The 13,769-nt window shown below is 53.5% G+C and carries 6 protein-coding genes; 3 read left to right on the top strand and 3 right to left on the bottom strand.

The window, feature by feature from the left end; all coding sequences use genetic code 11:
• Window positions 1–104: 104 nt before the first annotated feature.
• The 3 genes from HY774_19795 to HY774_19805 all read left to right on the top strand — a co-directional run bounded on the left by HY774_19795 (window position 105) and on the right by HY774_19805 (window position 9,409).
• Complete coding sequence (locus HY774_19795) at window positions 105–563, top strand: response regulator (protein MBI4750736.1); 459 nt, start codon at window positions 105–107, stop codon at window positions 561–563.
• Between the two features lie 146 nt (window positions 564–709).
• Window positions 710–5,557 (top strand): hypothetical protein, encoded by a 4,848-nt coding sequence (locus HY774_19800; protein ID MBI4750737.1) that lies wholly within the window; start codon window positions 710–712, stop codon window positions 5,555–5,557.
• Window positions 5,558–5,857: 300 nt separating this feature from the next.
• Entirely contained in the window at window positions 5,858–9,409 is a 3,552-nt protein-coding gene (locus tag HY774_19805) for an NHL repeat-containing protein (protein MBI4750738.1), read from the top strand.
• 59 nt (window positions 9,410–9,468) lie between these two features.
• On the opposite strand, the gene HY774_19810 is transcribed toward HY774_19805, so the two are convergent.
• The 3 genes from HY774_19810 to HY774_19820 form a co-directional block, all read right to left on the bottom strand.
• Window positions 9,469–9,840 (bottom strand): hypothetical protein, encoded by a 372-nt coding sequence (locus HY774_19810; GenBank protein MBI4750739.1) that lies wholly within the window; start codon window positions 9,838–9,840, stop codon window positions 9,469–9,471.
• A 295-nt stretch (window positions 9,841–10,135) separates the two neighbouring features.
• A complete protein-coding gene (locus tag HY774_19815) occupies window positions 10,136–13,228 on the bottom strand; it encodes a DEAD/DEAH box helicase (GenBank protein ID MBI4750740.1) in 3,093 nt (1,030 codons plus the stop codon).
• Window positions 13,229–13,357: 129 nt separating this feature from the next.
• On the bottom strand, window positions 13,358–13,636 hold the full coding sequence (locus tag HY774_19820; protein ID MBI4750741.1) for a hypothetical protein: 279 nt from the start codon (window positions 13,634–13,636) through the stop codon (window positions 13,358–13,360).
• Between the last annotated feature and the right edge of the window lie 133 nt (window positions 13,637–13,769).

The raw sequence follows: 13,769 nt of genomic DNA on the forward strand, positions 1-13,769 counted from the left end.
AAATGGGTACTCCTGCCGATGTACCAGCCTGATCAATTAAATATCTTGGTACCAAGCCCTAAACCCCGAATCTTGACAGGATGACAAGATGACAAGATGACAAGATGATTGATTTCATCCCTCATCCCTCATCCCTCATCCCTTCCAAAAAACCCCGAACCCTGATTGAAAAGGTCAACCCAATGCTCAAGGTTTTAGTTGTAGATGATAACCCGATGATGCGGCGGCTCTTGATCAATTTGCTGTCGGAATTTGATCCGATTGTTCACGAATGTGGCGATGGGGTCGGGGCTCTGGCTGCTTATCAAAAGACCCATCCTGATCTGGTGTTAATGGATATTGAGATGCCGCTTCAGGACGGATTGACCAGCACGCGTCAGATTCTGGACTTTGACCCAAAAGCTGTGGTGGTGATCGTGACCAAATATCGTGATGAACGGATTCGGGAAAAGGCTCATCAGGCAGGAGCCTGTAATTTGTTGGGAAAAGAAAATTTACTTGGGTTGCCTGAACTCATTCGTCTTACCTTAGGTCTCACCCATGAACTCAAATCTGATTGCTGAAAAAAGGCTAAAAAATTTAAGGATGAGTTAAATCATCTCGGTTTTGCGCATGTGGCAGAACAAGGGGAATTCAAAGCTATCGCACTTTGTCATTTATCACCTTGTCACCTTGTCACCTTGTCATTTACCAGTTTCTTGGAGGTCCCATGAGTGTTTCGTCACGCCACTCTGCCCAGCTTCGTCCGTTCGGATTGTTTCTTCTGCTTGCTCTTCCAACCCTTTCGTTTGGCCTCTTTACCTCATTGACTTCAAAGTCAGAGGGGCCAGCCCACCATCAGTCTCAAATTCAATCGGAAATTCTTCCAGCCACACTTCAATCAAGTAAAAATCAAAATCGGATCATTCCTGGTCCGGAAGGAAGTTTTTTTCGCGTTGATGGTCATGCGCTGGTGCAGGTTTTGCCAAATGGGGAACGGTCCGTTTGGCATGAATTTTCCGAAACCGAAGCCGTCAATACACAGCTTTTAGATGTTGATGGGACGCTTTATGGGACAACTCAAACTGGCGGGGCGCAAAACCTGGGGACTCTTTTTGGCTTTAACCCCCAAACTGGCGAAGTGATGACCATCTGGAATTTTGGTGGACTGGACGGTGCCCGCCCGGCAGGGAATCTGATGGCCGACCACCAGGGAAACATCTATGGCACGACGCTCAACGGTGGTGAAGATGACCACGGGGTTGTCTTTCGAATCAAGCTGGATGGAACTGGCTATAAACCGGTGTTTCATTATCTGAAAAGTGATGGGTATGACCCCACTGCCGGTTTGATTTTGCTCGCGGATGGCAGCGTCACGCCTGTGATCAACCCGACTGAACCGGAAAGCCAGCAATCTGAATCACAACGGGGCGAATTTCAACCGGCGGCGACGTTTATGGTGGCCAATGCTACCGATCTGGTCAACGCCATCAACACCGCCAACTCGAACAATCAAGCGGATGTGATCAACCTCACGGCCAACATTGGTCTGACGTCGGCGCTTCCGACATTTGCGAGCGACAGTGGAAATTCGACCACTATCAACGGTGGTGGTTTTACTGTTTTCAGGGCTGGCGGCTCGCTTCGCATTTTTACAGTGGGTGGCGGTGCCGTCGTCAGTATGAACAATCTGACGATTTCCGGCGGAAGCACTGGCGGCTTTGGTGGAGGGATTCTCAACCAGGGAAATCTCACCATCTCGAATTGCCAGATTTCCGGAAACAGTGGGAGCCGGGGTGGCGGCATTCGGAACCAAAGCTCCTTGACGATGACGGATTGCACAATTTCAGGAAATATCGCATCCCAGGAGGGTGGTGGCGCCAGCTTTGAATTTGGAACGTCTATCGTTTCGAATTGTACCTTTACCGGCAATACTCAAACCGATGGCGGCGCTGGAAGCGGGGGTGGTGTTTCTCATACCCAGGGCGGAAACGTGTTTTTGACAAATTGCACCATTACCGGCAACTTGGCAGCATCAATTCATGGTGGCGCCGGAATCAGCATCATTCTTGGATCGGGTGGAATCAACCTGGCAAACTGCACCATCACCAGCAATACCACAGGCGGTCCTGGGGATGGCATTCGAAATTTTGTTGGCGCGCTTAATTTGAGAAATACCATTATTTATGGGAATGGAGATAGCGAGATTGACGGTGGGGTTTCTTTCGCCGCCAATAATCTGGTTGGAAGCAACGGTACGGGAGGTATTTCCAATGGCGTCAATGGAAACATTGTCGGACCAGATCCCCTCCTGGGGCCACTCGCCAGCAATGGTGGCCCAACCCAGACTCACGCCATCGGTTGTGCCAGCCCGGCTCGCGATGCTGGAACAACCGTTGGTACACCCACCACTGATCAACGTGGCGTGACCCGCGACGCAGCACCCGACATCGGCGCCTTTGAAGGCCCGCTTGTCGTTTCGATTGGGGCACCCTCCGTTGCTTCGTTTGATTCTCCGGGGTTGGTTTCATTCCCGGTGACCTATAGTGGAGCGTCTTCCGTCAATTTGACGAATGCGGCAGTCACGGTGAATACCACGGGCAGTGTGGTTGGCACCGCCAATGTCACCAACGGCACGACTTCGACGCCAACTGTAACGGTCAATGTGACGAGTGGCGCCGGGACAGTGGGGATTTCGATTGCGGCTGGAACCGCGACCGCCACCTGTGGCAATGGCACGACGAGTGCTGCCGCCGCCGGGCCGAGCGCCACGGCAACCGTCACTGTCCCCAATCATGGGGTAGCCGAGGCTGGCGCCAATCAGACGGTTTGCGCCAGCAGCCCCGCCGTTACCTTAAATGGATCATTCAGTGGTGGTGCAACCAGTGCTACCTGGAGTGGTGGGGCTGGAACATTCAACCCAAATACCTCAACACTGAATGCCATCTACACACCGTCTGCTGGTGAAATCGCGGCTGGAACGGTCACCCTGACCTTGACCACCAACGATCCACCCGGTTCGGCTTTGCCAGGCAGCGACACCGTGACCATTACTATCAACCCGGTGGCCACAGTCGAAGCCGGAAACCCTCAAACAGTGTGTGCCTCCACTGGCGTGACGCTGGCTGGAATGGTTGGCGGTTCGGCATCAAACGGTACGTGGAGCGGCGGGGCTGGTAGCTTTAACCCGAATACGAATGCCTTGAACGCCGTCTACACGCCGTCGGCGGGTGAAATTTCAGCCGGAACCGTGACGTTGACCCTGACCACCAACGATCCAACTGGGCCCTGTGGATCCGTAAGCGACACCGTGACCATTACAATTAACCCGGTGGCAACCATTGATGCTGGAAGTCCGCAAACGACCTGTGCTGATAACCCGGCAGTCACTCTGGCGGGCGTCATCGGTGGAACCGCCAGCAATGGCACCTGGAGCGGCGGGGCCGGAAGTTTCAATCCAAATGCCAGCACGTTGAATGCTGTCTACACACCGTCGGCAGGTGAAATTTCAGCCGGAACGGTGACGTTGACTTTGACGACGAACGACCCAGCCGGCCCATGTGGTCCTGTGAGCGACACGGTTGTCATTACTATCAGTCCAGTCGCTATGGCTGAAGCTGGAAATCCGCAAACGGTATGTGCCTCCAGTCCGGCTGTTACGCTGGCTGGAACGGTTGGCGGTTCAGCCTCAAGCGGCACCTGGAGCGGTGGCGCCGGGAGTTTCAATCCAAATGCTTCAACGTTGAATGCGGTCTATACACCGTCTGCTGGTGAAATCACGGCTGGAACAGTCACATTGACCCTGACCACCAACGATCCTGCCGGGCTCTGTGGCGCGGTGAGTGACACTGTGACCATTACAATTGATCCAGCCGCCACAGTGGATGCCGGTCCAAATCAGGGTATTTGTGTTGGTTCACCGGTTCAGCTTGCTGGCATCGTAGGTGGTGCCGGGTCAGGTGGCACCTGGAGCGGCGGTGCTGGTTCGTTTTCGCCAAATGCCAGTACGCTCAACGCCATGTACACACCTTCACCTGGCGAAATGGCAGGCGGCGGTGTGGTGTTAACGCTGACCACGAGTGATCCAGTCGGATCGTGCGGCCCGGTGAGCGATACCGTGATGATTATGATCAATCCAGAACCAACGGTTGATGCTGGAACGCCACAGACAATCTGTTCAGATAGCTCCGTCACGCTCAACGGAAGCATCGGCGGTGCCGCGACGAGTGCCACATGGAGCGGCGGCGGAAGTTTTTCACCGAACGCCAATACTTTGAATGCCCTCTACACTCCGTCAGCGGCTGAAATTGCGGCTGGAACGGCAACGCTGACTTTGACCACAAACGATCCACCGGGTGCTTGTTCGTCAGTTTTCGATACCGTAGTTATTACCATTGACCCCCGCGTCACGGTTGATGCAGGAACCAATCAGACGCTGTGTGCTGACAACCCGATGGTTACCCTGAACGGAAGTATCAGCGGCAGTGCCACTTCGGCCACCTGGAGCGGCGGCAGTGGATCATTTTTGCCCAATGCCAGTGCCCTCAACGCTGTCTATATGGCCACATCGGCTGAAATGCAGTCGGGCAGCGTCACTTTCACTCTGACCACCAACGATCCAGCAGGTGTCTGTGGACCGGCCAGCGATTCAGTCACCATTTTCTTTATCAATTGCGGGAGCGATACCGTGTTATGGGTGGCTGACACCAACAATAATCGCATTCAACGGTTCGATGGTCAGAACTGGTTGGTGGTGGGAGGCGGAACCGTCGGTTCCGGCGACGGTCAGTTCCGTCAACCTGAAGCCGTGGTCGCGAGTTCCGACAGCCAGCGGGTGTATGTGGCTGACACCGGAAACAATCGCATTCACTGGTCAACCGATGGTGGAAATACCTGGGCGAACTTTGCCGTCAACGGCACGGGACTCAATCAGGTTCGGTCACCAAAAGGTCTGGCCTACGACGCGCTTGGAAATCTGTATGTCGCAGATACTGGAAACGGGCGGGTGCTGCGGTTTAGTGCTGGTCTTCCAGGAAATGCGGTTGTGATTGCCTCAAATGGAACCGCAAGCGGTCAGATTATGAGCCCCCACGGAATGGTGATTGATGGCACGTTCCGGCTGTTTGTCACCGATGAAGCCCAGAGCCGAATTCTGCGAATCAACAATGCCAGCACGGTGACGACTTCGACCACCGGTTCCATCATTTCCGCCAAAGGAGTCGGGCTCAATCACGTGATGAATCCGCAGGGGTTGGCGCTTGACCCGGCGGGGAATCTTTTTGTGGCCGACACTGGAAATTCGCGCATCTTGCGGTGGGCCAATGCCAACCCGGCCACTGGCACCGCCTGGGCCTTGACCGGAAGTGCCCTGGGCCAGGTCAATCGTCCAGAAGGCGTGGCGATTAAATTTTTCCAGAATGGGCCATTGAGTGGTGATTTGTTGCTGGTGGTGAGTGATACCAGCAACAACCGGATCCAGGGTCGGTTTCTCTCCGCCGGCCCGTGGAATCTGGTCGGAGCACCAAATGGCATCGGCAGTGGCATCGGGCAATTCCGGAGCCCGTCCAAGGTCCGGTAAGGCACTCATAAGCGCCAGGATAAGGATCTTAGGCCCGCAGGGTCGTTGTGTAATAGCCGTGGTGCGCAGCCCACGGTCATAATCCGGTGGTGTAAGCCCAAAATAGCCGTGGTGCGCAGCCCACGGTCATAATCCGGTGGTGTAAGCCCAAAGCGGCCAACCGACCGGCTATCCGAACCGCAACGCTTCGTGGTGCAAATTAAAAACCTACCCGTGAAAGGTTTCAAGGAGGAGGTGGTTCAACGCAACGGCGCCCTTACACTTCTTTCGTTCTTTGACTGGTTTCCAAAGGAGGTCTCCATGAGCAGTCCAACCACTCAACCGAACACCGGTATTCGTCGTAACTGGGAAGGATGGAGTCTATCGGGGGTATTGGTCCTGCTGACAATCGGAATTGTCGGAATGCAAACTCCCTCGTCACAGGCAACTTCGGGGCGAGTCCCGTCGAAAGGGCAAAAAGTGTCGCTGACAGTCAGTCCTTCAGCCTGCACGATTACAGTCAACAGTCCCGTCCAGGAAGTTACGCTTGCCGCACCGGAAGGAGTGCGCAACGGCAATTGCACGCTGGGCGAGGCGATTCTGGCGGCCAATGGGAACCCGAACATCACGGAATGTCCGTGCGCGGGTGGCAGTCCGGTGACGATTCAGTTACAGGCTGGAATGACCTACACCTTGACGACTGTGGCCACGACGCTCTATGGACCGACAGGACTGCCGGCAATTTCCAGCACCATCGTGATTGAAGGCAACGGCGCCGTCATCGAGCGAAGCAGTCTCGGTGGAACACCAGCCTTCCGGTTGTTTTCCATTGCGGGCACGATCAACGGCGTTCAGGCGGTTGAAACAAATCCGGATTCGACAACTCCGGCGCCGAATACCTTGCTTCCAGCGGGGAATTTAACTCTGCGCACTGTGACGCTACGCAATGGTCTGACGCTGGGCGGCCTCGCGATTGGAAACGGTGGTGGCGGGCTTGGGAGTGGCGGGGCCATCTTCAACGCTGGTTCACTGACGATTGATTCCTGTACCCTCTCGGGCAACCAGGTCGTTGGAGGCGGGTCGTTTTGTTGCGAACCCGGCGGCGGCGGCGGCGGCATGGGCGGATTGGGTGGACCTGGGGCTGTTGGAATTGGTGGCGGTGGCGGTGGCGGCATGGCAGGTTCCGGTGCCGGCAGTACCATCATGAGAACTGGTGGCGGCGGCGGCGGGACAGTCAACAACGGAAACAGTAACAGCTCTGGCGGAAGTCTCAATGGCGGGAATGGCGGTCTCAGCGCCAATGGGAGCCCTGGAGGGTTTGGTGGAGGTGGCGGCGGGAACGGAAGATTTCCTGGCATTGGGGGCGCTGGCGGATTTGGCGGCGGCGGTGGTGGCGCGATAGATGGAATTGGAGGAAACGGAGGGTTCGGCGGCGGCGGCGGCGCCGGGGGTGGCGCATTCAACCCTGGCATCGGGGGTTTTGGCGGCGGTGGCGGTGGCCAACAAAGCGGTCTCGGCGGCAATTTAGGTGGGTTTGGCGGTGGCTTTGGGGGAAGCAATGGTGGTGGCGGTGGCGGACTGGGCGGGGCAGTTTTTTCAACCGGGATGCTCGACTTAACCAATTCGACCCTATCTGGCAATTCAGCGGTTGGAGGTTTTACGAGTTTTGCCCAATCTGGAAGCGGATTGGGTGCTGGTCTCTTCGTCCGCAACGGAACCACAACCGTTGCCAACTGTACCTTCAACAACAACACGGCTTCACGCGGAAACGGCGCTCAGATCGGTGCCCATGCCGGCGGATGTCTCTACGTGCTGGGCGATGGGGAAACGGCCACCGTGACCGTGGTCAATTCGATTTTTGCGAACTCGACGAGTATTGACGGTGGTGTCACCGATGCCTTTATCAACACCATCAACTCCGGAACGGTGACGCAAACCGGAAATGCCACCAATCTCGTCGAAGTCAATGGTGGCGGTGCCAATGCCTTGCTGGGTGTTACTCAAATGGCTGACCCGAACCTGGAGGTCCTGGCGCTCAACGGCGGGCTAACCGAAACTCATTTACCGCAACCGGGAAGTCCGGTCATCAATAACGGTTCCGGCAGCCGTCCAAACAATGTGGATCAACGCGGCCTTTCCGCGTCCTGCCGGGCTGACATTGGGGCGGTTGAAATTCAGGGGATGGTTCCATCCATCTCGGCGGTATTAAGCAGCGGCGAAACGATTTGTAATGGAAGCCTGGCAACCCTCACCGTGACGGTCACTGGCGGGACAGCGCCATATAGCGTCATGGTTGCAAACTATGGGTTTGTCGGTGTGCCAGACACCAATCCCTTTACCTTTAACGTCAATCCGGCCAGCGACACCACCTACGCCATTGACACAGTGGCCGATGCCAACGAGTGCGCCGGATCATCAAGCGGGAGTGCCACGGTGATCGTGAGATTGCCGCCGGTGGCAAAAGCAGGAGTCTCGCAGACGATCTGCGAATTTGGGACCACCACCACCTTGGTGGGTAATTCGCTTTCGCCCCATGAAACTGGCCTGTGGAGCGTCGTGAGCGGCGGAACCGGCACCCTGAGCAATGCGACTAATCCGAATACTACGTTTACGCATACGGGCGGCGCTGGGCCGATTACGCTTCGGTGGACAGTGTCCAATCCCCCCTGTCTGGCGGCGATGGCGGAGGTGACGATTACCATTCAACCTCCGGCCACGGTCAATGCCGGACCGGATCAAACCGTCCTGACAACCAATCCGACGGCAATGCTGGCGGCCACCTTCGGGAACGGTGCCACCAGCGGAATATGGACCGGCGGAGCAGGGGTGTTTACCGACGCTTCGGACCCGAACACAACCTACACGGCGACGCAGAGTGAAAGCAACGCGGGAATGATCACGTTGACCTTCACGACCGACGATCCACCGGGGCCCTGTGGTCCAGTCAGTGATTCGGTGACCATTTTCTTGCGCAACCCGGTGGGATTGATGGTGGCTGACACGACCAATCATCGGATCCAGGGCTTTGACGGCACACAGTGGATCATTATCGGTGTTGGGACGATTGGCACCGGTCCCGGCCAGTTCCGATTGCCCGAAGCCGTGACCTGCAGCCCCAATATTCAACGGATTTATGTGGCCGATACGGGCAATAACCGCATTCAGTGGTCAACGGATAGTGGCGCAACCTGGGCGAACTTTGCGACACTGGGTTCCGGGTTGAATCAGGTTCGTGTGCCGCAAGGACTTGCGCTTGATGGAGATGGCAACCTGTATGTATCGGATACCGGAAATGGTCGGGTGCTGCGTTTCAATGGAGGCGTGCCGGGCGCCGGTGTCGTGATTGCCACCAACGGTGCCGCGAGCGGACAGGTTGGGAGCCCACGTGGTCTGGCGATTGATGCGACATTTCGATTGTTTGTAACGGATGAAAGTAACAGTCGCATTCTGCGTATCAGTAATGCCAACACGACGGTAAGTGGGACGAGTGGAACCATTCTGGCCTCATTTGGAACCGGCATGAACCAGGTGAAGAACCCACAGGGAATCACCATTGACGACACTGGAACACTCTTTGTGGCGGATACGGGGAATTCACGCATCCTGCGCTGGGCCAATGCCAACCCGGCGAGTGCGTCAACGATGGCATTGACTGGCTCAGGATTGGGTCAGGTCAATCGTCCGGAAGGGGTCACGATCAGCCAGTTCCTCAATGGACCATTGTCAGGGGCTCCAGTCTTGATCGTAGGCGATACCTCAAACCATCGCATCCAGGGCCGGTTTCTCCCAACCGGGCAGTGGAATTTGATTGGCTCGCCAAACGGCATTGGGACTGGAGTGGGGCAATTCCGGTCGCCATCGAAGATCAGGTAACAAGAAAAGATTTGGAGTGCGGGGATTTGTCCCCGCACTCCAAATTGTTTTTCCAGGGTCTAGGGTTTATTGTTCTCCGGGGCTTTTTTGGCCCGACCAACTGGGCGAGCTTGAACCGTTGTCCCAAAATCCGCCAGCATCGGGCTGGTTTTCCCGTAAAACCCCTTGAGCGAATCACTGTCTTTGCTCAAATCGGCTTCGCATTTAGTGAAATGTTCGGAATAGGCATCATAGGCTCGCTCAGCTTGACGCATAAAATTTTCATAGGTCAATCGTAACTCCTCCAACTGTTGCCGGGCAGTACGGCGTTCATCTTCTTTCAAGCGTGGTGGAAAATCAGGTTCAGCTTTATGTTTGGCAATGCCATCCGCCATTCGTTCCAACCGTTGAACCAGAGCATCATATTCTCTGGATGTCAGCTTTCGCGGCATAAACAAGCTCCTTTGTTTGATTTCAATTGAAGTTCCCATTCAGTGGAATGGCTTTTCCAGATCAAAGATTGGATAAAACACGTCAAAATATGCACCGTGCCTGACACAGAATATCCATTTCCGTTGGAAAAAAACACCTTTCTTTTGAGTGACGAAGCAGTTTTTAAGAAAGAATGGACATTCCACACAAAGAAATGACCTTTCCTTATAAAAGAAATGGCATTCTTGATCAAAAAAAGAACATTCTGTTAGAAGTTTATTCCGAATAGAACAAATTTTGGAGTGCGGTGACTTGTCACCGCACTCCAAAGGAAGGAGCTATCGCCGGTAATGATTTCACGATGCGGACGGTTTCAAGGCTGACGGTGATGACTTGTTTGACCAGCCGGACGATATATTCCGGGTCGTCCAGCCGGTTTGGGTCGTTGGTGATGCCGCTCCGGGCATCGGTCGAGACTTGATACTGGTCAATCACCCATTCCAACGCAGAGCGATTACCCAACCGATAGTCATAACATTCCGGCGGGATGCCTTCGAGCGTCAGGAAGTCATTGTAAATCAGGGCGGTTTTGTCTTTTGAAAGCTTCATCTTCTCGACGCGCCACGACAGCGGCAGGTCTTCGCGTTCGACGTGACGGAGCCGGTATTCCGGCTGTTGTTCATATTCGACATGCAGTGTGGCAAGTTGCCGCCCGGCTTCGACAAAGCCCCAAAACTCCGGCGCAAAGGGGAGGCGCGGCAATTCGCGTTTCAGGTTGGCGGCATAGCGTTCGCGATATTCGGGATGATGCAGCAACCCATAGACATAATGGAAAATATCCCATTTGGTAAGGTTCTGGTCTTCGTAGTGGGTGCGGAATTGCTCAAGCGCCCAGTCCGTGATGTTCTCGCGCCGGTTGGAGCCGTCTTCTGAGTAAGTGTAGAAGGGAAAACTTTGAGTCGTGCAGCCAGGGCTTACCAAATGTAAATCCGGTAAAATATTGACCAGCATCACCATAAATGGCTTTTCTGAGCCCGAATCTGTTAAGCAAATTACTTGATTTTCCTTTTCTGAATTTGGGTTTGGGAAAATAGAAGGGAATTGATACCGACGTTCGTTCAGGTACTGATCAAAGTAAAAAACTGCTTTTGTAAAAGGGCGATATAGAGCCGAACGAATGTGTGTTTCATCAAATTCAATACTCAGATTTCTTTCAAGGTATCTCTTCAGCCCCTCTGACCAACTGATTTTCTTGTCGTCATTCAACACAAAGTCATCAATTTTAGTCCCTTTGGATTGACGGCTCCATTTGAAAACCTGTTCATTGTAGGTCTCGATCATTCGTTTGATATTTGAACTCAACTCATTACGGTTAAAGTTGTATGCCCAGTCATCCCGTGAGGTGGCGACTCCACGACCGTAATTTTTGAAAATTGCCTGAACATTTGTCTCTTTGGCCGCCTTTAACTCCTTTGTTCCCATTGGAATGAAGGTATCAAATTCTGAATGCAATCCTTCAGTCAGCCAGGTATGGTTGTCATCAGGCGAAAGCAATTGCCAATTAACCTTTCCAGCCGAACTTTTATCTTCAAGAAAGTGATACTTTTCTTCCTTGCGCCAGAATTCATCGGTTCGGGTATAAAAAATCTGCGGTTTTCCAGTTCGTTCTTTGCGCTTTACAAGGATATTGATGCTTACGCCAACCTGAATTCCAAAAACATTGTGGGTTGTACCAGAGATCTTCGGGTTTTTGCGCACGTTGCCGCCTAAATCCAGGCAGTAGAGTGCATCAAAATTCTGCTCAAGATGTTTGCGCATGCCGTCAAACGCAATCTGATCAAGAAAGCTGTTATTGGTGACGAGCGCGACGATTCCTTCTTTACCGATTCGGTCGCTTGCCCAGCGAATGGCTTTCACATACGGGTCAGACAGCGAGTTTTTATTGGTCGCGGCTGAATCCTTCGCGTAGGTCTCAGCCACGCGTTTATCCATCACCTTGTACTTGCGGTTTTTGTTGTTGTCGTTTTCATTCAACTGTCCGACGTTATAGGGCGGGTTGCCGATGATGACAAAGAGCGGCGTCTGTTTTTGCTTTTCAACCCGCGCCGTGTTTTCGGCATTCATAAAGGCAAAGGCGGTTTGCGAGCCTTCCGCCAGTTCAAAGGTGTCTACCAAACAGATGCCTTCAAAGGGTTCGTAACTGCCGACGCGCTCGACATATTCGTGTTCGATATTCATTGATGCGATGTAGTACGGCAGGAGCATAACTTCGTTACAATGCAGTTCGTGTTTGTATTTGTGCTCCAGGGCCGATTTGCGGATTTCACATATCACGCGCACGATGAAGTTGCCCGTTCCGACAAATGGGTCCAGGATGTGAACGCCTTTGTCGCTGAGTGAGCGGCCAAACTCTTTCTGCAGAATCTCTTCCACCGACTTGACCATAAAATCCACAATCGGCTGGGGTGTGTAAACAATGCCGTGGGTGTCGGCCACCTTGACCGAAAACCCCTGGAAGAACTTTTCATAGACGGTGTTGAGAAACGTCTGTTTCTGCCCGTAGTCGTCAATCGTGGCCGCCGCCACTTCAATCGCTTTGTAAAAGCGATCCAGACTCTTTAAAAACTCGTCACGGTTGAAGGCTTTGGAGGTCAGCGCGTAGATGACCTTTTCAATTTCATGGGCAATCACATTGCGGTTGGCAAAGTCTGGATTGTTGAAGACCCGCCGGAAAATGCGTTCGGTGAGCAGGTGCTGAATCAACATTTCCTCAACCGCCGCTTCCGACAAATTGGGGTTGACCGACTGGCGGCACAGTTCGACAAAACCAGCGAAGGCATCAATGAATTTCCGGTTGGTTTTGCGTTCGGTTTCGATCAGCTTGAGGACACTTCCGGCGAGTTCGGGCACGCGGTCTTTAAACTCTTCGACCGCCTGACCCCATTCGGCATAGGCGGGCGGCACATATTCGAAGAATCGTTTCAGAACACCGACGAGTTGTTCGGGCTGACGAAGATTGACGACTTGAACCTCTTTTCCAGCCTGCCACAAAATGGCCTCGGTTGGTTTTTGGAAGAGGATGTTTTCTTTGGGATAGCCGACATCAAACTTTTTCCTGGCTTCTTTGCGGAGGTCGTCCTTTTCGTCCTTGGCTTCCCAAATCCCGTGGGTGAGGTAAAACGGGTCAATAATCGCTCCATCGGCATGGAGTGGATATTGCCCGGAACGTTTGATTGGATACTGGGGAACCAGGGTCAACCCGGTTTTGGTGCAGCAATATTCCAGCAGCGACTGAAAGGGAACGCTCACCGCACCTTCGTGTCTGGCATCAACGGCGGCAAATTGTTCGAGGCGGTGGTAGTAGTCCTTAACAGGTTTTTGATTCGGGTTGAGTGGAAGGTTGAGCATAAATCAGGGTTCGGGGTTCGGGGTTCAGAAGTCAGGGTTCAGGGTTCAGGGTTCAGGGTTCAGGGTTTAGGGTTCAGGGTTCAGGGTTCAGGGTTTAGGGTTCAGAAGTCAGGGTTCAGATCGAAACTCTCATGAAGAAAACGCTTTGAGGCAAAGACAGCAAAAAGGTGGAAGATGTGCTGTCATTCTATAGAAACGGCAAGAAAAAATACAACCAGGGATTTTCTTTGGAGTGCGGGGACTTGTCACCGCTTTTCCATAAGCCGACTTGTCGGCAGAAAAGTCGCTGAGTACCAAAGCGGTGATAAGTCCCAGCACTCCAAAGAAATGGCTTTTTCCAGTTGGATTGAAATGTTTTTCCAAATCTGTAATAAGAAAGTGAAAACACTCACATTCAGGCAAATCCATAAAATCGAGCACCCAAAATCTATTACCCCCAATTTGAAGAATGAAGACTCCGAGGGCTGAAAACCCATTGAAGCCCTGAGCTTCAAACCAGAGGTAACCGACCGGCGTGCCTTCACCGTTGCCCTGGAGGATC

Source organism: Acidobacteriota bacterium (assembly GCA_016208495.1).
In the GTDB taxonomy this organism is placed as follows: Bacteria; Acidobacteriota; Blastocatellia; order Chloracidobacteriales; family Chloracidobacteriaceae; genus JACQXX01.